At 67.6% G+C, this 24,210-nt stretch carries 24 protein-coding genes; 8 read left to right on the top strand and 16 right to left on the bottom strand.

Annotated features, from left to right (window positions below; all coding sequences use genetic code 11):
• The first annotated feature begins 5 nt into the window (after window positions 1-5).
• From ACFU5V_RS08135 to ACFU5V_RS08125, 3 genes are read left to right on the top strand one after another with little or no spacing between them, the layout of a single operon-like run.
• On the top strand, window positions 6-1,535 hold the full coding sequence (locus ACFU5V_RS08135; protein ID WP_378698266.1) for a class I adenylate-forming enzyme family protein: 1,530 nt from the start codon (window positions 6-8) through the stop codon (window positions 1,533-1,535).
• A gap of 52 nt (window positions 1,536-1,587) precedes the next feature.
• Window positions 1,588-2,778 carry an aromatic ring-hydroxylating dioxygenase subunit alpha gene (locus ACFU5V_RS08130; RefSeq protein ID WP_378698264.1) on the top strand — a complete coding sequence of 397 codons (1,191 nt, stop codon included), beginning with the start codon at window positions 1,588-1,590 and terminating at the stop codon, window positions 2,776-2,778.
• A 2-nt stretch (window positions 2,779-2,780) separates the two neighbouring features.
• Window positions 2,781-3,689, top strand: a complete 909-nt coding sequence (locus tag ACFU5V_RS08125; RefSeq protein WP_378698262.1) for a hypothetical protein — start codon at window positions 2,781-2,783, stop codon at window positions 3,687-3,689.
• A 129-nt stretch (window positions 3,690-3,818) separates the two neighbouring features.
• Here ACFU5V_RS08125 and ACFU5V_RS08120 read toward each other — a convergent pair whose 3' ends face one another.
• The 4 genes from ACFU5V_RS08120 to ACFU5V_RS08105 form a co-directional block, all read right to left on the bottom strand.
• Window positions 3,819-4,463: an RES family NAD+ phosphorylase gene (locus ACFU5V_RS08120; RefSeq protein ID WP_378442562.1), complete on the bottom strand. Its 645-nt coding sequence runs from the start codon at window positions 4,461-4,463 to the stop codon at window positions 3,819-3,821.
• Window positions 4,464-5,090 carry a hypothetical protein gene (locus ACFU5V_RS08115; RefSeq protein WP_378442564.1) on the bottom strand — a complete coding sequence of 209 codons (627 nt, stop codon included), beginning with the start codon at window positions 5,088-5,090 and terminating at the stop codon, window positions 4,464-4,466. It abuts the gene before it with no gap.
• Window positions 5,091-5,400: 310 nt separating this feature from the next.
• Window positions 5,401-6,417 carry an agmatinase gene (speB, locus tag ACFU5V_RS08110; RefSeq protein WP_378698258.1) on the bottom strand — a complete coding sequence of 339 codons (1,017 nt, stop codon included), beginning with the start codon at window positions 6,415-6,417 and terminating at the stop codon, window positions 5,401-5,403.
• 37 nt (window positions 6,418-6,454) lie between these two features.
• Window positions 6,455-7,837 (bottom strand): MFS transporter, encoded by a 1,383-nt coding sequence (locus tag ACFU5V_RS08105; protein WP_378698253.1) that lies wholly within the window; start codon window positions 7,835-7,837, stop codon window positions 6,455-6,457.
• Window positions 7,838-8,000: 163 nt separating this feature from the next.
• Between ACFU5V_RS08105 and ACFU5V_RS08100 the strand changes: the two genes are divergently transcribed.
• Window positions 8,001-9,575, top strand: a complete 1,575-nt coding sequence (locus ACFU5V_RS08100) for a PucR family transcriptional regulator (RefSeq protein WP_378698251.1) — start codon at window positions 8,001-8,003, stop codon at window positions 9,573-9,575.
• Here ACFU5V_RS08100 and ACFU5V_RS08095 read toward each other — a convergent pair.
• Window positions 9,538-10,377, bottom strand: a complete 840-nt coding sequence (locus tag ACFU5V_RS08095; RefSeq protein WP_378698249.1) for an HpcH/HpaI aldolase/citrate lyase family protein — start codon at window positions 10,375-10,377, stop codon at window positions 9,538-9,540. The genes ACFU5V_RS08100 and ACFU5V_RS08095 overlap by 38 nt on opposite strands.
• A gap of 41 nt (window positions 10,378-10,418) precedes the next feature.
• Entirely contained in the window at window positions 10,419-11,867 is a 1,449-nt protein-coding gene (locus ACFU5V_RS08090) for an aspartate ammonia-lyase (RefSeq protein ID WP_378698433.1), read from the bottom strand.
• Window positions 11,868-12,096: 229 nt separating this feature from the next.
• Between ACFU5V_RS08090 and ACFU5V_RS08085 the strand changes: the two genes are divergently transcribed.
• A complete protein-coding gene (locus ACFU5V_RS08085) occupies window positions 12,097-12,747 on the top strand; it encodes a GntR family transcriptional regulator (protein ID WP_378432914.1) in 651 nt (216 codons plus the stop codon).
• Between the two features lie 45 nt (window positions 12,748-12,792).
• Here the strand turns inward: ACFU5V_RS08085 and ACFU5V_RS08080 are convergent, their stop codons facing one another.
• From ACFU5V_RS08080 to ACFU5V_RS08070, 3 genes are all read right to left on the bottom strand, one after another.
• Entirely contained in the window at window positions 12,793-13,995 is a 1,203-nt protein-coding gene (locus ACFU5V_RS08080) for a cytochrome P450 (RefSeq protein WP_378698431.1), read from the bottom strand.
• Window positions 13,996-14,039: 44 nt separating this feature from the next.
• Window positions 14,040-15,014: a PDR/VanB family oxidoreductase gene (locus ACFU5V_RS08075; protein ID WP_378698247.1), complete on the bottom strand. Its 975-nt coding sequence runs from the start codon at window positions 15,012-15,014 to the stop codon at window positions 14,040-14,042.
• A 97-nt stretch (window positions 15,015-15,111) separates the two neighbouring features.
• Window positions 15,112-15,768 carry a TetR/AcrR family transcriptional regulator gene (locus tag ACFU5V_RS08070; protein WP_378698245.1) on the bottom strand — a complete coding sequence of 219 codons (657 nt, stop codon included), beginning with the start codon at window positions 15,766-15,768 and terminating at the stop codon, window positions 15,112-15,114.
• 118 nt (window positions 15,769-15,886) lie between these two features.
• On the opposite strand from ACFU5V_RS08070, the gene ACFU5V_RS08065 reads away from it, so the two are divergent.
• Window positions 15,887-16,924 carry an NAD(P)-dependent alcohol dehydrogenase gene (locus tag ACFU5V_RS08065; RefSeq protein ID WP_378698243.1) on the top strand — a complete coding sequence of 346 codons (1,038 nt, stop codon included), beginning with the start codon at window positions 15,887-15,889 and terminating at the stop codon, window positions 16,922-16,924.
• 1 nt (window position 16,925) lies between these two features.
• On the opposite strand, the gene ACFU5V_RS08060 is transcribed toward ACFU5V_RS08065, so the two are convergent.
• The 7 genes from ACFU5V_RS08060 to ACFU5V_RS08030 all read right to left on the bottom strand — a co-directional run bounded on the left by ACFU5V_RS08060 (window position 16,926) and on the right by ACFU5V_RS08030 (window position 22,366).
• Window positions 16,926-17,081 carry a hypothetical protein gene (locus ACFU5V_RS08060; protein ID WP_378432909.1) on the bottom strand — a complete coding sequence of 52 codons (156 nt, stop codon included), beginning with the start codon at window positions 17,079-17,081 and terminating at the stop codon, window positions 16,926-16,928.
• 76 nt (window positions 17,082-17,157) lie between these two features.
• Window positions 17,158-17,910, bottom strand: a complete 753-nt coding sequence (locus ACFU5V_RS08055) for an IclR family transcriptional regulator (protein ID WP_378432908.1) — start codon at window positions 17,908-17,910, stop codon at window positions 17,158-17,160.
• Window positions 17,911-17,937: 27 nt separating this feature from the next.
• Window positions 17,938-19,575: an ABC transporter permease gene (locus tag ACFU5V_RS08050; protein ID WP_378698241.1), complete on the bottom strand. Its 1,638-nt coding sequence runs from the start codon at window positions 19,573-19,575 to the stop codon at window positions 17,938-17,940.
• A complete protein-coding gene (locus tag ACFU5V_RS08045; protein WP_378698239.1) occupies window positions 19,572-20,501 on the bottom strand; it encodes an ATP-binding cassette domain-containing protein in 930 nt (309 codons plus the stop codon). The genes ACFU5V_RS08050 and ACFU5V_RS08045 overlap by 4 nt, the downstream gene beginning before the upstream one ends.
• Before the next feature lie 8 nt (window positions 20,502-20,509).
• Window positions 20,510-21,214 (bottom strand): TetR family transcriptional regulator, encoded by a 705-nt coding sequence (locus tag ACFU5V_RS08040; protein ID WP_378698237.1) that lies wholly within the window; start codon window positions 21,212-21,214, stop codon window positions 20,510-20,512.
• 48 nt (window positions 21,215-21,262) lie between these two features.
• Window positions 21,263-21,640: a decarboxylase gene (locus ACFU5V_RS08035; protein WP_378432902.1), complete on the bottom strand. Its 378-nt coding sequence runs from the start codon at window positions 21,638-21,640 to the stop codon at window positions 21,263-21,265.
• Between the two features lie 114 nt (window positions 21,641-21,754).
• The gene (locus ACFU5V_RS08030; protein ID WP_378698429.1) at window positions 21,755-22,366 is read right to left on the bottom strand and encodes a hypothetical protein; all 612 of its coding nucleotides are present in this window, start codon (window positions 22,364-22,366) and stop codon (window positions 21,755-21,757) included.
• Window positions 22,367-22,492: 126 nt separating this feature from the next.
• Here ACFU5V_RS08030 and ACFU5V_RS08025 point away from each other — a divergent pair, with 126 nt between their 5' ends.
• Window positions 22,493-23,383 carry an alpha/beta fold hydrolase gene (locus ACFU5V_RS08025; protein WP_378432901.1) on the top strand — a complete coding sequence of 297 codons (891 nt, stop codon included), beginning with the start codon at window positions 22,493-22,495 and terminating at the stop codon, window positions 23,381-23,383.
• A gap of 169 nt (window positions 23,384-23,552) precedes the next feature.
• Entirely contained in the window at window positions 23,553-24,095 is a 543-nt protein-coding gene (locus ACFU5V_RS08020; RefSeq protein ID WP_378698235.1) for a hypothetical protein, read from the top strand.
• Window positions 24,096-24,210 lie beyond the last annotated feature (115 nt).

Here is a 24,210-nt window from a genome sequence, read left to right as displayed (position 1 = left end):
CGTCGATGCGTGACACCACCATCCTGCGCGCCGTTCAGGCCTGGACCGTTCGCCAACCCGACGCCCCCGCCCTGCGCTGTCACGACCTCTCGTTGACGTGGCGCGAGCTGACCGCCGCGATGGATCAGGCTGCTGCACAACTGGTGTCGTCGGGCGTGCGCCCCGGCGACCGTGTCGGCGTCCTCGGCGGCCTTTCGGTGGAGTGGGCGATCGCCGCGCTGGGTGCGATCCGCGCCGGCGCCATCCTGTGCCCGCTGAACGAACGGCACAAGACCACCGAACTCAACGAGGTCTACCGGAAACTGACGCCGAGAGTCGTCGTCGCCGCGGCGCTCAACCGGGAGTTCGCCGAAGCGGCCTGCGCGGGCATCGACGAACCGCCGCAGATCGTGGACTCCCGGATGCTGTGCACCACCGATCCGGGCGTGCCCCTTCCCGATCCCGGGAGCGATCCCGCCGACCCCGTCTGCATCATTCCCACGTCCGGTTCGACCGGCCTGCCGAAGGGAGTCGTCTACACCCACGAGTCGTTGCTCGGCGCGTTCTTCGAGTGGTCGCTGCAGGCGCCGGAACTCATGGGCGCACGCACCCTGAACGTGAGCTCGATGTCGTTCGCCGCGGGCCTGCTCAACGGATTCCTCGCGCCCCTCGTCCTCGGCGGCAGCGTCGTCATGTTGCCCAAATGGGATCCGCACGTCGCGATGTCCCTCATCGCCTCCGAGCGCGTGGCGACGATGGCGGGCACCACCATCTTCTTCGAGCAGATGGCCGCGCTCCCGTCGTTCGAGTCCACCGACCTCTCGTCGTTGAAGGTGGTCTTCATCGGCGGAAACCCGGTGACTCTGGGCCTCATCGAGGCCTGGTCGGCGAAGGGAGTCGGTCTGCGCCAGGCTTACGGCCTCACCGAGTCGCTGTCGATGGTCACGTTCCCCAGCGTCGAACTGTCTATTCGCACACCGGAATCGGTCGGCTTCGGAGGCATCCTCACGAGGGTCGACATCATGGATCCGGATGGCACACCCTGCCCTGCGGGCACATCGGGTGAGATCTGGATATCCGGTCCGGGCATCGCCCGAGGCTACTGGCAGGACGACGCACTCACCGAGCAGACGTTCTCGGGAGGATGGCTGCGCACGGGCGATGTCGGCGTCAAGGACGACGAGGGCGCGATCCGTGTCGTGGGCCGCACCAAGGATGTGATCATCTCGGGCGGGATGAACATCTACGCAGCAGAACTCGAGCGCGCCGTCCTCGAACTCCCGGCTGTCCTCGAGGCCGCGGTCATCGGCGTCGTCGACGACGAATTCGGTGAAACACCGGCCGTTCTGCTCCGCACCTCCGGCGCCGTTCCCTCACACGAGATCGTCGATCACTGCCGCACTCGGCTCTCGAACTACAAGGTGCCCCGGTATGTCGTGTTCCTCGACAACCCGTTGCCGCGAACCTCCAGCATGAAGATCGACAAACGGATTCTGCGAGCCGAATACGCAGATCTTGCGGAACATCACGATCGCATCGGCCGAACTGCATCCTAGACACACCGCGCTCCCGCATGCGACACCTCGACCACATCGGAGTCCCTTCACCATGAGCATCGATCACGACATGCAGACAGTGCGAGACCGCGCACTGCGCAAACTACTCACCCACCTCAGCGATTCCGTCACCGACCAATGGGACGAGATCGCACCGTTCCAGTCGACCGACTATCACGATCCTGCGGTGGCCGAACTCGAACGGGACCGCATCTTCGGTGAGGTGCCGTTCATCGTCGCCCACAGCACCGAACTCGCCGGCAAGAACGATTTCATCTCCGTCGAACTTCCCAGGAACAAGGCCATCGTCATCCGGCAGAAGGATGGCAGCGTCAAGGCGTTCGTCAACGCGTGCCGGCACCGCGGAGCCGAACTGGTGACCGAGGAGTCCGGCAAGTGCCGAATCTTCTCGTGCCCGTACCACCGGTGGTCGTACGATCCCGACGGCCGGCTGCGCAACGTGACCCTCGACAACACTTTCGGCGAATTCGACCGGTCCCGATTCGGTCTCGTCGAGCTTCCCGTCGAGGAGCGTCACGGCTTCGTCTGGATCATCGACAACGCCCGACGAGAAATCGACGTCGCGGCCTGGCTCGGTCCCGAGATGGACGAGATCCTCGCCGGATTCGGCATCGACCGCCTCGTGAGCATCGATCCGCACACCTATCGTCGCCCCACCAACTGGAAGATCATGCAGGACGGGTTCCTCGACAACTACCACGTGAAGTATGCGCATCCCAACACGGCAGGGAAGATGCTGCACACCAACGCCGTTGCCATGGAGGACTACGGTCGGCACTTCTGGTTCCTGACCAGCCGCAAGAGCATCGACCAGTTCATCGGCCAGGACGTGACGTGGGATCCGTCGATGGTGAACCACACCATCGAGAGTTGCTTCCTCGCACCGAACACCATGCTGCTCAAACACGCGACCCACATCGAGCTGCTCACGTTCCGTCCGGTGGGGGCGGATCCGAACGAGTCCATCATGCAGATGCGGGTGATGGCCCCGACGGTCGAGGACAGCGGGCTGGCCGAGGAACACTGGGAGAAACGGTGGAAGAAAAACTGGGACATCCTCATCTCGATCCTCCACGACGAGGACTTCCCGATCCTCGACGGTTCGCAGCGAGTGTTGTCGAGCATGGACGCAGGCACGATGCTGCTCGGCCGGAACGAGTTGGCCAGCCATCTGTTCCGGCGGGAAGTGCGGCGTCTGGTCGAGACGGCACCGGAGGCGTGAGCGTGCCCACCACCGCCGAGGCCGAGCTGATCTCGCTCCGATGCTACGACGGCCCCCCGGCCCGCGACACCACGCACCTGTTCGAGGCGGCGCGTGACGCCGACGCGGAGATGGGTTTCTCCGCACCGGAACAGTCCTTTTCGCGCTCCTCGGCTCACTACCTCACCGCCGAGGTCCGCACCCTGCTGCACCGGTGGACCGCCGCGGCGCCGAGCGAGCCCGTGCTCGCCGCGGTGATCACCGCGCGGGAACTGGGATCGTCGCTGTGGGCCGTCGACATCGTCGTCGATCCGCGGTACCGGTCGATGGGAGTCGCCACCGTCGTGTTCGAGACGCTCGGTGCCGACCTGTCGGGTCTGCCGGCACCGTTCGTCGCCGTGGACGGCGCGACGTTCGTGGGATGCTCCTACGGCTCACATCCGGCGTCCGGACGGCTGGCACGGCGATTCGGCGCACAATTCGGGGGCAGACGCGACCGACTCCTCCTGCCGTCCCGCGCCGACTATGCCGCGTCTCGCATGGCGCGACTCCCGCGGCCGCCTTTCGTGGCGACGGCGGACGCCGGCCCTGACGCCGGTGCGCCGTCCGTGTGGCAGCACTTCGAGGAGGCCGACGCCACCGACACGAGGCGGTTGTGCGTCACCGACGCCGACGGAGCCGTCGCAGGCCACGTCCGGGTCGGCCTGACCGATGAACCGCACCGTGTCGGCCTACTCCGCCTCGACGCGGCCGCCGACACCCGGGACCGGTCGGTGGGCGTCGTCCGGACCGCGATCGAGCACCTCTGGGCATGCGGCGCCCTCTCCATCGAAACCAGCGTCGACGCAACCGATGCCACCACACTCGACGTCCTCAGGTCCGCCGCATTCCAGCACGACCGGAGCGACGCCCTGTTCACGTGGCCGGCGTAGTGCGCCGCGAAGCGGTGCCCCGTCGCCGGGGCACCGCTTCGTCGACACAGAATCGTGCTGCAGTCGATGCGGTGCCGTCACGGGACATGCGGCCACGGGTCCCAGCGATTCACCGCGTGTGTGTCGCAATCAGGTGACGGTATAGCCGAGCTGATAGGCCGCGCTGTCGATCGGCCCGGACAACCCGGGATGCGACAACGGCAGCGACAACGCCGGCAGCGCCGGGAACGAGTCAGCGGCGCGGTCGGTGATCGCGATGCAAACACTGCCCGCGAACCGGCCGCGGTAGATGATCCCGTCGAGGTCGTCGTGGGCGCGGTGAATTGTGCGGGCCCAGTGCTGGGTTCGTCCGTGCGTCGCGGAGTCGAGGGCGTGGTTGCCGCCGACCCGGGTCGCCCACGCCCCCTCGCCGATGCCGGATACGTCGAGCAATCTCAGCGGCCGGATGAATCGCAGCCCGGTCAGATGCGGGTCGCCGCGGTGCCGGTCGATCAGCCGGGCGCTCTGGAACGCCTCGGCCAACCCGCCGCGGGGACTGGAGGCGCCGTACCAGATGCCGTAGCCGGGATGTTCGGCGCGCGGGGTGGGGTGGTGGTCGAACCGCAGGATCGGCCCGAATGTGCGCATTCCGTTCCAGGGCAGCACCCGGGTGCCGGTGGTGCGATGCACCCGCCACATCATTTCGGTCGGTTGCCAGTTGATCACTTCCTCGCCGCGCACGGCTGCGTCACGGAGCTCGGTGATGGTCGGGGGCGCGGGCAGCATCGACCCCATCTATGCCGATTCCCATTCGGCGGCGGTGATCACGCCTCGGGCCTGTTCGATGTCGTCGGCGGCTCCGGCGCTGCCGGTCAGCCATGCCACGATCGACACCGGCCGGCCCTCGACGGTCAGGGACGGCTGCGGGCGGGTGAGCAATGCCTGCACGGTCAGCGGGTGCAGATCCTTCGCCAACAGCGGCACCACCTGGTCGAGATGCGGCACCGCGCCGGTGTCGGTGAACTGGGCGGGCGGCAGCAACCGGTTGCGGCCCGACTGAAATGCCCACAGGGTGCCCTCGCCGAGGCGTTGCCGGATTCGGGCCGCGGTCACCCCGAGACGGTCCGCGGCCTCGGCGATCGACAGGGAGCTGCGGACCAGTTCCTGCATGCGAATGTCGCGATCCACCCGAGCGGCGGTCGCCGCGGCCGGGTCGTCGACGAACCCGGCCTGGTCGAGCAGGGTTGCATCGTGGTCGGATAGCGGCGGTGCTGCCGGGTTCTGGTCGGACAGACTGTGCAGGATCTGGGCGAAGAACGTCCGGTCGACGTCGGTGCCGGTGACCTCCCGCAGCGCATCCTCGAAGCCGAGATCGCCTCGCAGGTAGCGGGCTTCGGTGCTGGCGTCGGTGGGCTCGTTCATCACACTCGACCCCTTACTTTCATCGATTATCGGATACAAATTGATGATAGCGCGAACGAGGCGGAGTCACTACCGCGCCCCGTGGCTGGGTGCGGTGTCAATCCAGTGCGGCCAGGTCTCGGACGATTTCGCAGGCCCCGATCTGATCGACGACCACGCCGTCATCGAGGCGGCAATCGATCGCTTCAAGGGAGTGACCAGCGTGGTGTTGGCTTCGGCCCTTCGGCGGAATCGCGTCAGCCGTGCGCCGCGAAGCGGTGCCCCGTCTCCGGGGCACCGCTTCGTCGGGACGCTGAGAGATTCAGGATGTTCAGTAACTCGGCACCGACGCACCGATGGCTTCGGCCGCCGCGGACACGGTGTCGCGCTGTGAACCCGCGACCATGAGCGACACGAGGTCGAATACCACGGTAGCGGCTGCGACACAGGTGATTTCGGCGTGATCATAGGCCGGGGCCACCTCGACGACGTCGGCGCCGACGACGTTGAGCCCGGTCAGCTGGCGCAGCATCCGGAGCAGTTCGCGGGATGTCAGGCCACCTGCTTCCGGCGTGCCGGTTCCGGGGGCGAATGCGGGGTCGAGGACGTCGATGTCGATCGACACGTACACCGGCACGTCACCGACACGCCGGCGGACGACGTCGACGGCCGCCTCGATGCCCATCACGTCCAGATCGCCCGCGCGGATGATCCGGAATCCCATCCGCGCGTCGTCGTTCAGGTCGGCCTGGTCGTAGATCGGACCGCGGATTCCGACGTGAATGGAGTGGTCCTCGACGAGAAGACCCTCTTCGAATGCGCGCCGGAAGATCGTCCCGTGCGTCACCGGCTGACTGAAGTAGGTGTCCCAGGTGTCGAGGTGAGCGTCGAAGTGCACCAGGGCGATCGGTCCGTGCTGGGCGTGCAGGGCCCGCAGATTCGGCAGGGCGATCGTGTGGTCGCCGCCGATCGAGACGATCTTCCGGTCGCCACCGCCGAGAATCTCGGCGGCGTGTGCCTCGATCTGCCGGCAGGCCTCGCCGAGGTCGTACGGCGTCACCGTCACGTCGCCGGCGTCGACGACCTGCACTTCTTCGAGCGGTGCCACGCCGAGTTCGACGTGATAACCGGGGCGCAGCGCACGCGCCGCCTGCCGGACGGCCATGGGGCCGAACCGGGCGCCGGGCCGGTACGACGTGCCGCCGTCGAAGGGGACACCGAGGATCGCGATGTCGTAGTCGTCGACCTCGTGGATGTCGGCGATGCGGGCGAACGTGCCCTTGCCGGCGTAACGGGGAACCTGGGTTGCGGGCAGTGCACCGACGAGGGTCTCTCTGGGCTGGGGCATGGCTGTCTCTCCTGTACTCGGGAAGGTTCTTGTCAGGTCAGGCGCGCGTCACGGGCGCCGGGTCGGGATCGACGGACTTCTCTACTTCTTCCGACTCGGTTTTCGACGCGGTGTCCGACAGCGACGCGCCGCGGGTCTCCGGTGCGAGGAAGAGGGACGCGACGAGGCCGACCAGGCTGACCACCGCGCCGATCATCAACGCCCCGCCGGCCCCGAACGTCACCAGCGCCATCGGCATCAGATAGGTGCCTGCGGCAGAGCCGATCCGGCTGATCGCCGTGCCCATGCCGACGGCGGTGGCCCGGACCTCGGTGGGGAACAACTCGTTCGGGTAGACCACCTCGAGGAAGCTCGAGGCACCGGAGCTGATGGCGAACACCGCAAGCGCGAGGAAGAAGATCTTCGCCGAGACGTCGGGAATCAGCGCGGGCACGGCGAGCGCGACGACGATGATCGCGAACGAACCGATCAGCAGCTTCCGGCGGCCGATCTTCTCCACCAGCCACAGTCCGGGTATGCCGCCGACCACGAACAGGATCGCGATGATCAGCGAACCGCCGTACAGGTTGGCGTCGCCGTACAGCCCGAAGGACTCGAGAAGGTCGGGGGCGAACGTGTACACCGCGAACAGCGGGATCACCTGGGCCGTCCAGAAGATCGCCACGAAGATGGTGCGGCGAAGGTAGGGCTTCTGGAACACCCGGAAGAAGGACGTGCTGACGACGGGTTCCTCGGGAAGGTCGGCGACGCCGTACTGCTCGCCGAAGACGCGCTTGATGGACGCGTCGGCCTCCGCCATCCGCCCCTTGCTCATCAGCCAGCGCGGAGACTCCGGGGTGCCCATCCGGGCGAGCAGCGTGATGATCGCGAAGATCGCCGGGCTCGCCAGCAGGAAGCGCCACGCGTCGGGTCCGAGTCCTCTCGCGAAGAAACCGACCACGTACGCGGCCGCGGCGCCGAGGGCCCACACCACGAACATGGCACCCAGCAGTCGGCCACGCTGCCGTTTCGGCAGGAACTCGGCGAGCAGCGACGTGGCGATCGGATAGTCGGCGCCGATGGCCACACCCAGCAGGAATCGCAGCAGGATGATCTGCCACGCCTCACCGCAGAACGCGGAGAGGACGGAGAACACGGCGAGCGCGACGAGGTCGGCGATGTACATGACGTGCCGGCCGATCTTGTCCGTCACGTACCCGAACACACCGCCGCCGACGAAGATGCCGACCAGGCTGGCCGCGCCGATGAGACCGATCTCGGTGGCGCTGAGATCCATGGCCGGTTCGAGGGTGATGAGCGCGACGCCGATGATCGACAACGCGAAGCCGTCGATGAACGGCCCGCCGGACGAGAACGCCGTCAGCTTCTTGTGGAAGGAAGTTAGCGGTGCATCGTCTATGAGATGACCGGTAGTTGTCATTGGGGCTCCTGGACTGGATCAAGTGCGGGTGCTGCCGGTTGTGACGTCCAACACAGACTGCCTGGCCATTCCGGCGCAGCACGAGTAGCCAATGCGCAAAACCGGTGGTTACGCTTTATTCGATCGCACAAACATGATTGGGCATTGACGCAGAGGAGGTTCCGTGGCCATCACCGTCGGTGAGCTGGTCGAGATCCCGCATCTGCGCCTGGACGTATATTCCGGGGCGTCCGGCCTCGGTCGCGAGGTCACCTGGACCCACACGTCCGACCTGCCCGAACCGTGGCGCTGGGTCACCGGCGGCGAGTTCCTGATGACCAACGGCATGTCTTTCCCGAAGTCGGCGAAAGACCAGGCGGATCTGGTCCGGCACCTCGCGGGCGCCGGGGTGGCCGGGCTGGGCATCGGCGAGAACATGTACTGCCCGCGGCTGACGGCGGCATTCACGCGCACCAGCGACGAACTGGGCTTCCCGGTCCTGTGGATCCGGTACCCACTCCCCTTCGTCGCCATCTCCCGGGCGGTGGCCGAGGCCACCCTTGTCGACCAGTCACAACGACTCGGTCGCACCGTCCGCATCTACGACCTGATTCGCCGGCACACCGCCCGCGGCGACGCGCCCGCCGACCTCCTGTCCGCACTCGCGCGCGAACTGGGTTGCGAGATTCAGGTATGCGACCGCGCCACCGGGGAGCCCTGGTTTCCCGGCACACAGCCGCTGGATCCGACGCTCAGCGACGCCGTGGTGGCGTTGTCCGAGGCGTCGAAGAATGTGACGGGCGGCGCATACGGACTTCCGTCGGTCGGCAACCGGGCCGCAATGCTCACCGGCATTCCCCGGCACTCCGGTGCCGCACTGGTGACGCTCAGTGACCCGAAGGCCGGGGTCGACCCGATCCAGCTCCAGCATGCCGCCACGGTGGTCGCCATCGAGCTGTCCCAGACACAGTTGATGCTCGAGCACGAACGCCGCTACGGTGCGGGGCTTCTCACGCAGATGCTGGAGGGCCGCATGGACATCTCCGGGGTCACCGCCCAGCTCGCCGAGCTGGGGCTGACACCCGAGTCGGCCGTGCTGGTGGCGGCGCGCAGCGAAGAGCCGGAACGGATGCTCGAACTGCACAATTCGCTGTGGCGGAACACCCTTCCGTATCTGTGCCTGGTGCGCATGGGTACCGCGCACGTCCTCGTGCCGGACGGCCCGGACACCGACACGGTGCTGTCCCGCGCGCTGGGCCCGACCGCCCGCATCGGCATCAGCCGAACCCTCGGGTCCCTCGCACGTTTTCAGGATGCGGCCCGGGAGGCCCTGTGGGCACTGTCGATCGCCGAACGCCGCGAGACGATCGTATCCCGATACGGCAGCGCCGTCCCGTGGGTCGGGCTGTCGAGCGTGGCCGACGCACAAACCCTGGTGGACAGGATCCTGCGCCCGGTTCTGGACTACGACGAACAGCACAACTCGCGGCTCGTCGAAACGCTCGACGCCTTCCTGCAGAACCAGCGGTCGTGGCAGCAGACGGCGCAAGCGATGCACATTCACCGGCAGACGGTCATGTACCGCATCCGCAAGGTCGAGGCGCTGACGTCCCGCGACCTTGCGGACACCAATTCACTGTCCGAACTCTGGCTCGCCGTGCGCGCTGCGGAACTGCTCTACACCCGCGACCGGGACTGGTCGGAGTCGACGGACGACAATCTCACGCCGACACCGAGAAGACGTCGGCCAGGTGGGTGATTCGCAAGGCGCGAGCGAGTTTGGGGAGGTCGCTGCCGTCGGCGACGTTCTCGCCCTGTGCGCCGAGTTGTGCGATGACCTCGGTGGCCCATTCCACGTCGGTGTGTTGCGGGGACAGTGCACGATTGACGGTCGCCGTGTCACCGGCACGCATGCAGAGCTTGCCGGTCATGCCCATCGTCCTGGTGACGGCCAGGGCGTCGGTGAGATCGGGTTCGCCCGTCAGGCACGGGCCGTCGATGGGTCCGGAGATCCCGGCGGCGCGGCTCGCGACGACGAGTCGTCCCCGCGCGTACGCCAGGGCGTCGGGGGCATCGCCGGCGCCGGTGTCCCGGCGGAAGTCGCCGGTGCCGAACGCTATTCGGGTCGTCGAGTCCGCCGAGGCGATATCGAAGGCGAATTCGACGCCACGCGCCGATTCGACCAGCGCGAGGATCGGCGTCTGCGGCAGCTCGGCGGCCGTGCGGTCGACGTGGTCCGCGGATTCGGTCTTGGCGAGCATCACGCCACGCAGGCCGGGGAGCCCGCGGATCGCATCCAGATCCTCGGCCCAGTCCGCGGTGGTGACATTGTTGATGCGCACCCACCCGGCACCCCCACCGGCGAGGAAGCCGGCCACATGGTCGCGGGCCCGCGTTTTCGACGCCGGAACGACGCCGTCCTCGAGGTCGAAGATGACTGCGTCGGCCGCCGAGTTCGTGGCTGCGGCGAACTCTTCCGGGCGCGAGCCCGCGACCAGGAGCCAGGAGCGCGCATGTGCCGCGGGGACCACGACGGCGTGCGCCGGAGGTGTGAGGGTCATCCGTTTCTCGTTTCTCTCGATAGTGCGGGTGGATTCGTCGGTCAGTGCGCGGGGACGCCGCCGACCGGGTCGAGGGCGGTGAATTCGCGATCCACGGTGGGCGCGGTGAGCAGGCCGGCGAGACGCCGGGGCGACAGGATGTCGTCGGCCTGCGCCTGGGTGAGCAGGCCGTCTTCGACGGCGAGGTCGCCGACGTAGGCCCCGGTCGCGAGGGCCCGCTTGGCGATGTCCGCGCTGGCGGTGTACCCGATGAACGGCGAAAGCGCGGTGACGATGCCGATCGAGCGCCGCACGCCCTGCTCGAGGTGGTCGCGGTTGGCGGTGATCCCGTCGACGCACTTGACGGCCAGGGTGTCTGCCGCCGCGGCCAGGTGCGTCGTCGAACGCAACAGGCTGTAGACGATGACCGGCTCGAATGCGTTGAGCTGGAGCTGCCCGCCCTCGGCCGCCATCGTGACCGTGAGATCGTTGCCGATCACCTCGAACGCGACCTGGTTGACCATCTCGGGGATGACCGGATTCACCTTGCCGGGCATGATCGACGAACCCGCCTGAGCCGGAGGCAGATTGATCTCACCGAGCCCTGCCGTCGGCCCCGAGGAGGTGAGCCGCAGATCGTTGCACGTCTTGGACAGTTTCACGGCGACGCGTTTGAGGATGCCGGAGACCTGCACGAATGCTCCACAGTCCTGGGTCGCCTCGACGAGGTTGCCTGCCGGCACGACCGGTTCGCCGGTCAATTCGCGTAAGTAGTTGCAGGCGAGCGCCGAATACTCGGGATGACCGTTGATCCCGGTGCCGATGGCGGTGCCACCGAGGTTGGATTCGAGCAGCAGCAGGACGCCCTCGGAGAGCCGGGCGCAGTCTTCGTTCAACATGATCGAGTAGGCCGCGAACTCCTGCCCCAGGGTCATCGGTACCGCGTCCTGAAGCTGGGTACGCCCCATCTTGACGACGTCGTCGAACTCGATCGCTTTGCGGTCGAACGACTCTGCGAGCCGACCGAGCGACGCGATCAACAGCCGAAGGTGTTCGACCAGCGCGAGCTTGATCGCGGTCGGGTACACGTCGTTGGTGGACTGCCCCAGGTTCACGTGGGTGAGCGGGTCGAGCTCGGAGTAGGCGCCGCGACCGAATCCCAGGATCTCGAGTGCACGATTCGCGATCACCTCGTTGGCGTTCATGTTCGACGACGTACCCGCACCGCCCTGGATCGGGTCGATCGGAAACTGGTCGAGCAGCGCCCCAGCCCGAATCTCCGCGCACGCGGCCACAATGGCATCGGCGCGCCGGTCGTCGATGAGACCTAGGTCTCGATTAGCTTGGCAGGCCGCCTGTTTCACCGTCGCCAGCGACGCGACGAGCGCCGGGTACTGGCCGATCACAGACCCCGTGATGGCGAAGTTGTCCCTCGCACGGGCGGTGTGGACGCCGTAGTACGCCCGCGCCGGCACCGCCAGATCTCCGATCGAGTCGTGCTCGATCCGCACATCGCACTCGCTCAACTTTTCCACCAGCACCTATTCGCCGTTCTACTGAGGTCGATCGCTGCCTGTCGAACAGTACACCACATCCAATATATTGGTTGACTGAAGGAAGACGTTCTCGATACCTTCGCGGCATGGTGCCCGGCCCGCGCCCACGCGGCCCCTGGAGCGCGCATCGTGCAGCGTTACAGTATCCAGTATGTTGCGTGATAATCCGGTGGAGCGCCCTCGCATGAGCGACGTCGCGTTCGAGCGGATCTGCGACGCGATCGTCACCGGTGAGCTCGCGCCCGGATCCAAGGTCAAAGACAGCGAGCTGGCTGAACATCTGGGCTTGAGCCGGACCCCGGTCCGCGAGGCGCTTGCACGGCTGATCGACACCGGACTCGTCGAGGCCAAACCCGCCGCCTTCACCCGGATCACCCCGCTGAACCGCGCCGACGTCGAATCAACGCTCGCAGTGATGGAAGTTCTGGACCAGCTGGCCGTGAAGACGGGGGTTCCCAACCTCACCGACGACATGATCGCCGTGATGCGCAGCGCCAACGACGACCTCGCGCAGGCGATCAAGGCCAACGACATCGGTGCCGCTCTCGCCGCGGACGACACCCTTCACGGCATCATCGTCGAGGCGGCCGCCAACCCGTTGCTCAAGCGGCTCATGCACCAGGTGCACCCCCAGATCCACCGGATCTACTACCGCAAGTTCTCCAGCCTCCGCGGCTGGCAGGACGCGATCCAGCACCACGACAAATTGATCGACCTGTGCGCAACCCGGGACGGAGAAGCGGCGGCCGAGGTGTCCTCGCAGCACCGGCGATTCCTGGGCGGCCTGATCGGCGAACTCTTCGACATCGACGAGTCCGCCGCCGACACGTCGTAACCGGCCACGACGGACCGGGCACCGTCAATACATACGTACGTATGGTCAGCCGAGCCGCACCCTCACCGGCACCGATTCCCACGACCGCAGCGTGTTGTTGAGGTGACGGCGCACCGGCCCGGCGATCTCCAGCGACTCCACCCGGGAGGCCAGCGCCGTCAGCAACGCCTCCGATTCGAGGCGCGCGACATGCTGGCCGACGCACTGGTGGATGCCCATTCCGTACCCCACGTGCCCGGACGGATTCCGGCGGAGATCGAACGCGTCCGGATCGTCCCACCTGCGCGGATCACGGTTCGCGGCGCCGAGGAACATCAGAATCTTCCTGCCGTCGGGGATCACCGTGCCGCCGATCTCGACGTCACTCGTGGCCGTGCGGAAAAACGTCTGGACCGGTGACTCCCACCGCACGGCCTCGTCGAACGCCGTCCGGGCCAGCGTGCGATTCTCGCGCAGCCTCGCCCACTGCTCCGGATGCCGCGCGAACGCGTAGAGCACGGCCGCGAGCCCGTTGACCGTGGTATCCACGCCTGCCGTCAGCAGCGAGCGCACGGCGAGCGGCGCCTGCTCGTACGTGATGTCGCCGCGGTCGGCCGCCGCCCAGATCTGCGCACCGAAGCCGTCGCCGGTGAGCGCGTCGCGGGCGCACTGCTCGTCGACCCAGCCGGACAGTTCGGCCACCCGGGGCGCCCCCTTCTCCACCAGGCTGTTGACCGGACCGAACGCATTGAAGGCGTGGTCGCCGTACGGCAGCAGGTTCTCCCGCCCGGTGCCGGAGATGCCGACGGCGTCCGGGAACACCCGCAGCGGGAATGCGGCAGCGAGATCGGTGACCGCGTCGAATTCGATTGCGTTCGAGAGCAACTGGTCGACGAGGATGTCTGCGTCCCGAATCCACGACGCCCTGAGCTTCTGCAGTGCGCGCGGACCCAGAATCTTGCTCAGCACCGCCCGCGGGGCGTCGTGGTGCGGCGGGTCGGCCTCGAGCAGGATGCTCGGGGGCCGCCACGGGGTCTCGTACCGGAAGTTGCTCAACCCGACCCCGGCGGCGGACTGGAACGACTGCCAGTCGGTCAGCGCGGCATGGACCTGCTCATAGCGGCCGAGCGCGAAGACGTCGTAGCGCCGCAGGTACACGACCGGGCCCGCGTCCCGCAGGTTCGCCTGGAACGGCAACGGGTCCTGCAGGACGTCGAGGGCGAACGGGTCGGCGTCGCTGACGGGCAACGCGGGGGCAGGGGCGAACATCGTCACGGGAAATCCCTTCGCTGGGTGTGTCACGTGTGGGTGGGTCAGAGGTCGAGCACGAGACGGTCGGAGCACGACCGTGAGACGCAGATGAGCATGCAGTCGCCTGCGGATCGCTCGTCGTCGTCGAGGACGGAATCGCGGTGGTCGGGGTCGCCGGCGAGGACGGTCGTCTCGCAGGTCCCGCACGTGCCCTCGCGGCACGACGACAGGACGTTGACCCCGGCCGCCTGAACCGCGTCGAGGACGCTGGCGCCGGGAGGCACCGTCACCGCGAGGCCGGAGCGCGCGAGTTCCACCTCGAACGGTTCGTCGCGCAGCGGCGCGCCCCGGTCCTGCGGCACGAAACGCTCGGTCCGTAGCGAGCCCACACGCCAGTCGGCGCAACAGCTTTCGACGGCCGCAAGTAGCGGGCCGGGTCCGCACACGTAGACCTTCGCCTGGGCGGCGGCGGCCGCGGCGAGATACGCGGGCAGGTCGGGATGGCCCTGCTCGTCCCGGGGCACGACGACCACCCGGTCGCCGTAGCCGGCGAGTTCGTCCCGGAACGCCATGGACGTCCGGGTGCGCCCGCCGTACAGGAGTTGCCAGTCGATTCCCATCAGTTCCGCCTGGCGGATCATCGGCAGCAGCGGAGTGATTCCGATGCCGCCGGCGACGAACAGGTACCTCGGCGCGGGGACGAGCGGGAAGTTGTTGCGCGGGCCGCCTATCCCGACGAGGTCGCCTTCGGCCAGTTCGTCGTGGACGTACGCGGACCCGCCGCGGCCGGCGGGTTCCCGCAGCACCCCGACCCGGTAGGTGTGCGCGTCCCAACGGTCACCGCACAGCGAGTACTGGCGGATCAGCCCGTTCGGGAGCATCAGGTCGATGTGGGCGCCGGGCGCCCAGTCCGGCAGCCGCCGGCCGTCCGGGTGCCGCAACGTCAGCGCGACGACGCCCTCCGCGACAACCTCTTTGGCGACAACTCGCAGCGCCGCGTCCGCCGGCGCACCGGAAGAAACCGGGTTCTGTGGCATTTCGACTCCTCGATCTCGCGTTTGTTCGAGGATCTTCCGACCGGGGGCCGAGCCGCCAGAGCATTTTCAATAGTTGAAAGTCGAGACGTAACCGGGGTCACTCGACGCGCAGGACAGCCTGCTCGAGTCCGTCCAGGACGAGATCGAGTCCATATTCGTACTCGTCGCCGAATTCGTATCCGGGAGCCATCGCGTGCTCCGTCACGAACTCGGCAAGGTGTGGGTACTTGTCGGCCCGGACACTCCCCAGGATCGCCGTCGCGACGTCGGCGAGTTCGCCGGACGAGCCGAACGGCAGACTCGCTTCCTGCATCGCGAACCCGTAGATATAGCTGTCCAGCACCGAGAAGGCGTGTGCAGCAAGCTCGATGGAGAATCCCGCTGACCGCAGAATCCCCAGCACCGCGTCGTGGTGACGAAGCGTTGCCGGGCCGGGCGTCGCACGGGACTCCATCAGAACGGTGGCCCAGCGGTGCCGCGCGAGCACGTCGCGCGCGGAGATCGCCCGCCGGCGCATCGCGGTCTTCCAATCGAGCCCCGTCTGCGGCAGGTCGATCTCGCCGAAGACGACGTCGACCATGCCGTCGAGGAGGTCGGGCTTGTTCTTCACGTGGCGGTACAGCGACATCGCCTCCACCCCGAGCGCGTGCGCGATGCGGCGCATCGTGAGGGCGTCGAAACCGCTGTCGTCGGCAAGATCGACGGCGGCGCGCAGGACCCGCTCCCGAGTCAGGGGAACACGGGGTTCTGTCATCGCTCATTCTCCATCGGCGAAAGTTTACGTTGTAAGCACCAGACTTACATTGTAAGCTTACACTGTAAGCAGAGGTCAGGGATTGCGCACCCGGCCCACCCTCGAACGGAGCCCGAAGATGGAGTCACCGACCGAACCCGAACGCCCCAACCACGCGTCCAGGCACCGACGCGGCACGATGAAGGCCGTCGCCCAGGATGTATACGGCCCACCCGAGATCCTCGAACCACGGGACCTCGCGATACCCGTTCCCGCCGCCGGCCAGGTGCTGGTCCGAGTACACGCGGCGGGAGTCGATCGCGGCGTGGCACACCTCGTGACCGGACTTCCGTACCCGTTGCGCCTCGCCGGGTACGGCCTCCGCAGGCCCAAATCCGCCGTTCCCGGAATGGACCTCGCCGGGCGCGTCGAGGCGGTCGGCGACGGTGTCACCGGATTCCGACGCGGCGACGCCGTCTTCGGCATCGGCACCGGGACGTTCGCGGAGTACGCGTGCGCGCCCGCGGCCAAACTCGCACACAAGCCGGCCGATCTGACGTTCGTGCAGGCCGCGGCGATCGCGATCTCCGGCCTCCCGGCGCTGCAGGCGGTACGCGACCACGGCCGAGTCGCAGTGGGGCAGTCGGTGCTGATCCTCGGCGCCTCCGGCGGTGTGGGCACGTTCGCCGTGCAGATCGCCAAGGCGTACGGCGCGGAGGTCACCGGCGTGTGCAGCACCGCGAAGGTCGACCTGGTCCGGTCGATCGGCGCCGATCACGTCGTCGACTACACAGTCGACGACGTCACCTGGCTCGGACGACGCTACGACGTCGTCCTCGACATCGGCGGCAACACGTCGCTGTCGCGGCTGCGCCGGGTCCTCACTCCGCGCGGGAGACTCGTCATCGTCGGCGGCGAAACGGATGGACGGTGGCTGGGCGGCACGGATCGTCAACTCCGCGCACTCGCTCTGTCCCCCTTCGTGAGTCAGACACTGTGCGTGTTCGTCTCGAAGGAGGACGGCGCCGACCTGCGCGTGCTCCGCGACCTCGTCGAGTCGGGAGACGTCACGGTCGTCGAGCGGACGTACCCGCTGGGCGAGGCCGCCACGGCACTCCGGCGCCTCGTCGACGGTCAGGTGCGCGGAAAAGTCGTGCTCTCCGTGTCTGCCGACTGAGTCAGGAGGTGTGGGCCCGCCGGTTCATGTCCTTGTCGACCGCGGTGGCGATGTCGTGCACGAGCCGGGAATGCCAGTGTTTGTGGGCCTCGAGATCCGCGGTGAGGGCGTGGCAGTCCGGGCATTCCAGGGGGCTGGGTTGTGCGGTGCTTTCCATGGCGCTGCGCTTTCCGGGAGAAGTGGTTCCGCTTCCACCGTGGCACGGGCGGGGCGGATAGTCCACCGCAGTGGGCCTACTTCGACGCGGTCGCCATTACCCGGGTGATACCCTTCGCGGCCGCCTGCAGCGCGGGGATCTGCGCGTACGCCTTCTCGTCGTTCGGCACGACGACCGACAGCGCGGCGACCACCTTGCCGGTGCCGTCCCGCACCGGAACCGCAACACCCGTCGTGTCCGGGTACAGGTGACCGGCACAGAGGATGTAGCCGTGTCGGCGCACGTCCGCCAGCACACCCCGCAACTGTCGTGGGGTACGAATCGTCTTGTCGGTGAACACCTTCAACGGCTCCCCGAGGATCCGTTCCTGGAGCTCCGACGGTCCGTGCGCGAGCAGGATCAGCCCGGACGAAGAGACGTGCAGCGGCATCCGGCCGGCGATGCGCGTGTAGTTGACCACGGCGCCCGGCGCCGTGAGTCGCTCGATGAACAACACCTCGTCGCCTTCGAGGACACCGAGTTGCGTGTGCTGCCCGACGACGGCGTGCAGATCCTCCATGAACGGCATCGCCGCTTCCCGGAGCCCGAGGGTCGGGGACGCCCGCGACGCGACCTCCCACAGGCGCACCCCGATCCGCACCTTCCGGTCCTCACGCTCGAGCCAGCCGCACCCGACCAGTTCGTCGATCAGCCGCGACGTCGTGGAGATGTGGAGACCGGCCCGGCGGGCGATCTCGGACACCGTCAGCAACGAATCGTCCGAACGGAACGATTCGACTATTCGCACCGTCCGGGCCAGGACGGACTCGCCGGTGTGCACACGTGCCATGCCTTCAGTGTGCACACCGGCCGGGGATCAGCGCAGATCGCGCCGCCGGAACGCCGCCACACCCGACACGATCAGCGCGGCCGTGATCAGTAGCAGCCACCCGATCGGCGCCCATTCGAACTGGCCGCCCGGCAGCTTCGGAGCGTGGCTGAACGGCTCGAGATTCAGTACCGCCTGCGGGAACTGCGCGATCGACCCGACCATGAAGATCAGCAGGAACGCGACGAGCACTCCCCACGCCACCGGCGTGAACCGCGGGATCACGCCGAACAGCAGGACCGTCACTCCGGCCAGCAACCAGATCGCGGGAAGCTGCACGAGCGCCGCCCCGACCACACCCGGCAGGGCCCCACCCACGTCGCCGACGGACGCGCCGTAGGTGAGTCCTGCGGCCACCCCGGCCACCACCATCGCGACCGCCGGACCCAGCAACGCGAACAGGATGTGGCTCGACGCCCACCGGACCCGGCCGACGCAACCGGCGGTCACGGGTTCGAGACGCTGAGCGTTCTCCTCCGAGTACAACCGCAGCGACGCGGAGATCGCGTAGGCCGCGGCCGCGATGGCGAGCATGGTGAACGCGTAGCCGATGAACGATTCCTCCAGCGACTGCGACCCACCCATCCGCAGGATGATGTCCCGGATCGTCTGACTGTTGCCGACCTGGCCGCCGACGCCGTTCGCGGCGCTGCCGATCAGCAGTCCGTACAGTCCGAGCCCGGCGGTCCAGGCCGCGAGTGTGCCGCGGTGCATCCGCCACGCAAGCCCGAGGGTTCCGGCGAGCGCAGGCGATGCGTCGGTGGGACCGGGCCGTTCGGCGATCAGGCCGGCGCCGACATCGCGACGGCGCAAGAGAGTGTATGCCGCCCAGGTGAGTACGGCCGCCGTGACCAGGCTGGGGATGACGACCCACCAGCGTTCGTCGGCATACGGACGGATCTGCAACGCCCAGCCGAGCGGCGAGAACCACGACAGGGTGCCGCTGCCGGCGTCACCGATCGCGCGCAACGCGAACGCGACGCCCAGCACCGTCAACGCGACGCCGCGGGCGACGCGGGCGCCGGTGCTCACCTGGGCCGCAACGGCCGCCACCGCCGTGAACACCAGACCCGAGCAGGCCAGCGACGTCCCGAAGGCCACCGAGCCGCCCACCGGGAGGTCGCGGGCGAGTAACGCTGCCGCACAGAGGATCCCGGTGACGACGGAGGCACCACCAGCGAGGATCAGCGCCGCGGTCAGACCTGAATACCGTCCGACGGCGGTGGAGTCGAGAAGCTCGGCCCGGCCGGTCTCCTCCTCGGCGCGGGTGTGCCGGATGACGGTCAGGATCACCACCAGCCCGATCAGCGTGTAATAGATGCCGGCCTTCCACACCCCCACCGAGCCCAGACTGGAGTTGAAGATCGGCCCGTACATGGCGATCTGTGCGGGGCTGGCCGCCGTGGTGGCCGCGAACTCCGCCAGGTCGGCCGGGGAGGTGTAGATGTCGGCGATGCTCGCGACGTACAGCGCGGGTGCGAACGCGAAGATCAGCACCCACAGGGGCAGCGCGATCCGGTCCCGGCGCAGGAACAACCGCAGAAAGTGCAGCGTCCCCGTGAAATCCGAGGAAGATACCGGCGCCGGTTCCACAGGCCGGAACCGGGACACCGTTGCGGTAGTCATGCCCGCACCTTCTCCCCCGTGCCGGGCGACGCCGTGGTGCCGTCGTCGATCTCGTAGTGTCGCAGGAAGAGTTCTTCGAGGGTGGGCTGCTCGCTGACGAGGCTGCGTACGCCGGTGTCGCCGAGCACCCGGATGAGCTCACCGAGATGCTCGCTGTCGACCTGGCAGTGCAGCGTCGTCCCGTCGAACTGGATGTCCGCCACGCCGTCGATGCGACTCAGATCGCCGGGATCACCGAGAAGTTCGGCGGTGATCGACGTCCGGCTGAGGTGCCGCATCGATGCCAGCGTGCCGGATTCGACGGTCCGTCCCGACCGGATGATGGTGACCCGCTCACACAGCGCCTCCACCTCCGACAGGATGTGACTGGACAGCAGCACCGTCACCCCGCGGTCCCGGGCCTCGGCGACGCACTCACGGAAAACCTGTTCCATCAACGGATCCAGTCCCGACGTCGGTTCGTCGAGCAGAAGCAGGCGGGCGTTCGACGAGAACGCCGACACCAACGCCACCTTCTGCCGATTGCCCTTCGAGTACGCCCGGCCCTTCTTCCGCGGGTCGAGGTCGAAGCGCTCGATCAACTCCTGCTTGCGGGTCTCGTCAAGTCCGCCGCGCATCCGGGCGAGGAGGTCGATGGTCTCGCCGCCGGACAACGACGGCCACAGCGTCACGTCGCCGGGGACGTACGCCATGTCGAGGTGCAGTGCCACCGCGTCACGCCAGGGGTCGCGGCCGAAGACGGTGGCCTCACCGCTGTCGGAATGGAGGCTGCCGAGGAGGACGCGGATGGTGGTGGATTTGCCGGCGCCGTTCGGCCCGAGGAATCCGTGCACCTCCCCTTCGCCGACCTCGAGGTCGAGTCCGTCCAGCGCGCGGGTCGGTCCGAACGTCTTCACCAGGTTGCGCACTTCGATGATCGCGTTCATAGCTGCTCCTAGTTCGGGGAGTCGGGATGTTCTGCGGGCGCCGCGCCCGCCTGCGCGGCGCCGTCTTCGGTGGCCAGGTATGCGTCGAGCGTCGACGAATCCGGCAGCAGGCCTTCGGTGTACATCTCGAGGGCGGGCAGCGTGACGTCGGTGGCGAGGTCGCGGATGGCGGTGGCGTAGTCGAGCGGGGTTTCCTTGTCGGCGCGCATCTGCAGGTACAGCAGCATGGCGCCGACGTTGTAAAGGGTGAGGTAGCGTGCCCGGGCCTGCGGGTTGCGGCTGGGCCGTACCCTGCCCGTCGCCACTCCGAGTGCGAGGTATTCCTCGGTGTCCTCGACCATGTGCTCGAAGAGGGATTCGCCGAGACCTCCGCCTGCCTGGAAACTCCGTACGATGTACGCGACGAGCGGGGCGTACTGCTCGATGTCGGCGAGAGCCTGCATGGCGCCCGCCGGTCCGGGCGTGGAGATCGCCTCCGCCTTCTGTTCCCGGATGATGCGGAGGACGTGCTCGTCGCATTCCGCGCGCAGGCCGTCTTTCGATCCGAAATGGTGGATCACCAGGCCGGGCGACACCCCGGCCGCGGTGGCGATCGCCCGCACTCCGGTACTGAAGCCGTGATTGCCGAACACCGTGATGGCCGCGTCGCGCACTCGCGCGCGGGTGGTCATGTCGGGGTGCGGGACCTCGGAACCGGGACTGGTTGAACGCATGTTTAGTACGCTAAACGCGCGTTCAACAGGGCGCAAGGGGTGCCCGCGTCAAGATTTCGTCAACGTGGACACCCGGGCGTGCGTGAACGCGACGCTCGGACGGGGATACCGGTTTCGGGCGCAGGCCTCGTCCAAAGCCTCGTCGACGACCTCCTGCACGTCCGCCCCGCCCTCGCCCTGCACGACGAGTTCCGTCAGGATCACGCCGGAGTCGCGCCGGACCTGTTCCATCAGCCCGATCGCGTCCCCAATGGCTTCGGAATCCGCAGCGCAGCGGAAACCGACGAGCCGCAGCTGCGGCTGTTCCATCACCGCGCGTAGCGCGTCCTCGATACCCGGCCCGGTCGCACCGAGAACCGAGAGGTCGAGCACCGTGTCCTGACGCGGCCGCTCGTGAACGAATGGGTGGGGAAGATGAAGCGTCATCGGAACCTCCTGGGGATCCAGTTCCAGATCTACCCCCCTCACGCGAGGATTCGACGAGCCTTGACGCCGATCTGACTCCGGTGACCACAATCCTGACGCGCTATTGGCGCGGCCCTAAGCCGTGGTGGCCTTCTCGACGGCCGCCCGGGTCAGTTCAGTCAGTTTGCCGACGTTCTCGGGGGTGGCCGGATAGCCGGCCGACGTGACCCCGACAACGTACTCGCCGGCGAGCGCGCCGTACCCGATGTGCGTGTCCGCTCCCTGGGTCACGGTTCCGGCGAACGCCTTGTCGCCGACATCGGCCGGCGCAGGCAGCGGTGTGAACCCCTGGACGACTTCGCTTTTGCCGATCGCCTGCTCGAATGCGGTCGAGGCCGCGTCGGGGCTGGCATATTGATCCACGGAGACGGTGACCCTCCTCCCGTCGCCGCCTTCATAGATGACCATTCGCGTCGCGTCGGGGGCACCGGACGCTGTGGTGTTCTCACTCGTCGCCGTCTGGCGTTCCATCTCCGGAAAGTAGTTCTGTACGACGTCCAATCCGAGCAGACGTTCGGGTGGTACGAGGTTCGCTCCGGAGGTCGTCGCAACCGGCTGCGACTCGGCCTCGGACCCGGAGTCCTGCTGCCCGCACCCCGCCGCGAGCACGACCCCGGCCAGGACGATCGAGAGGAAGGTGAGACCGCCGCGCCTGCGCACGCCGTGCCGCTCCGTTGATTGCACCACGCCGGATATCCCCTTCTGCTCGGGACGAGTCACCCGTCGAGCCTAGTATGGAAAAGATCCGAGTACCTGCAGTTTCGACGCCGCCCACCCGGTTTCGGCGTCGGGCCGACACTGTGAGGAGTCCACGTGACGAGCGAGGGAAGCATCCGGATCGGCAGCAGGACCATCACGTATCTCGAAGCCGGTGACCCGGGCGGGCCGCTCGTGCTGCACAACCACGGCGGACCGTCGAGCCGATGGGAGGCCGAACTGTTCGACTCGTACGCGAAGGCCAACGGACTGCGATTCGTCTGCGCGGATCGGCCGGGCATCGGCGGGTCCGACCTCCAGCCCGGTCGCACCTTCGAAAGCTGGACCGCCGACCTCCTGCTGCTGGCCGACTCGTTCGACGCCGACCGGTTCGCGGTGACCGGCTGGTCCGAGGGCGGGCCGTGGGCCTTGGCGGCGGCCGCGTATCTGGACCCGATGCGACTGGTCAGTGTCGTGTGCATCGCCGGCGGCAACTACGGAACGTTCGGCGCGAACTGGGCCGCGAAGCATCTGAGCAGCGTGGACGCGCTGGGTGGTCGCCTGGCGCTGCACTTCCACCCCGGTTTCACGCTCATGTACGAGCTGCTCGGCATAAGTGCCACACATTTCGAGGATCGCTACGGGCGGGCGATCACGAAGTCGGCCTGCGCGGCGGACCGGGAGGTACTGGCCGACGAGGACGTCCTCGCAACCTTCCTGAAGGCAAGCCGGGAGTGTTTTCGCCACGGCGCAGACGGACTCGTCGTCGACGCCACGATGCTCTACGAGGCCTGGCCGTTCGACATGACCAAAGTAAAACGCCCGGTGCACTTCTGGCAGGGCAGTGCAGACACCCTGGTCCCCGAGATCATCAACAAGACGGTGGCCGATCGAACCCCGGGCGCCGTCTGGCACCCGGTCAGCGGTGGTGGCCATTTCATCGCCGTCAGCCACGCCGACGACATCCTCGCGCTGACAGCGAGCGATCTTGCGTCAGCATCCAACTGAAAGACCCGGAAGCCCATGGTGACCGCATGAAAGCCGGTCGTCGGGACCCGAATACAGCTGCAGGAGAAACGTCCGCATCGCACGATCTGTAACGAATTCTTGTCCGCCGCCGAAAGTCCAGGGGCGAGGTACGTCTCGGGTCTCGGGGAATGAAGAAATGGGAGGGCTCATGAGCAACCAGTTGGGGCGCCGCGCATGCGCTACGGCACTCACTGCTGTCGGGTTGGGAACCGCCGTCGTGGCAGGAGGGGGTGCGGTCGCACATGCTCAGCCCGCACCGCCGACATCGACGACGATGACGTGCTCGAGCGCGAATCCGCTCGTCTGGGCACCGCCGTTCACGTGGACCGTCAATGCCTCGTCCGGGGAGTCGCTACGGCCGGGTGGGTCGGCGTTGGAGCCGGCGATCCTGCTCAGCGGCGGGAATGAACTGCCCACGCCGCCCGGCGGTCTGATCCCGAGCATCGGAATCAACTGGTACGGCACGCGGGTGTCGGTCGACTGGCACAACACGACGACGGGCGCGAGCGGCCACAGCGTCAGCGACGAGGCGGCGTGGCAGCAGAAGCCGGGAATCCCGATCAACCGGACGTGGACGGGAACCGGAACGGTGTCGTTCACCGTCACCGTCCAGACCGGCGCGGGATGGTGGTTCGTCAATTCCCAGAACGCCGTCTGCCAGGGAACGATCTCCGTGGTACCCGGGCGTTAACCGGAGCCGTCGGGGGGGGGGGGGAAAAAGGGCACCCCACCCAAAATCCCCCCCCTCCCGAGAGAAGAGTGTCCCCTGTTCTCCTCCGCGAATTTTGCCAAACAGTCCACCAACA

The sequence above is a fragment of the Rhodococcus sp. NPDC057529 genome, from assembly GCF_042802055.1.
Lineage (GTDB): Bacteria > Actinomycetota > Actinomycetes > Mycobacteriales > Mycobacteriaceae > Rhodococcus_F.
This window is presented reverse-complemented; position numbering and strand designations above follow the sequence as displayed.